This window comes from Pseudoalteromonas sp. MER144-MNA-CIBAN-0113 (genome assembly GCF_040308965.1).
In the GTDB taxonomy this organism is placed as follows: Bacteria; Pseudomonadota; Gammaproteobacteria; order Enterobacterales; family Alteromonadaceae; genus Pseudoalteromonas; species Pseudoalteromonas tetraodonis.
Genome location: NZ_JBEOOG010000500.1, coordinates 1 through 249, shown reverse-complemented (window position 1 = coordinate 249; position 249 = coordinate 1). Strand labels below are relative to the sequence as shown.

The window sequence follows — 249 nt, the reverse complement described above, 5'->3', positions numbered from 1 at the left end:
CACTAGGAGGCACCATGATTAATTGGATAGTTTCTTTTTCGGTTAAACGCCGCATGCTGGTGCTTGCGCTTACATTTTTATTTGCTGGATTTGGTGTATACAACATTCAAAATTTAGCAGTAGACGCAGTACCCGATATAACTAACGTACAAGTGCAAATTAATACCAAAGCGCAGGGTTTTACGCCATTAGAGGTAGAGCAACGCATTACCTATTTGGTAGAAACCGCCATGGCGGGCATACCTAAGC

General features: G+C 42.6%; 1 protein-coding gene. It reads left to right on the top strand.

The window, feature by feature from the left end; all coding sequences use genetic code 11:
• Positions 1-14: 14 nt before the first annotated feature.
• On the top strand, positions 15-249 hold a 235-nt coding region (locus AAEY57_RS20680), incomplete at its 3' end, for an efflux RND transporter permease subunit (protein ID WP_350608745.1).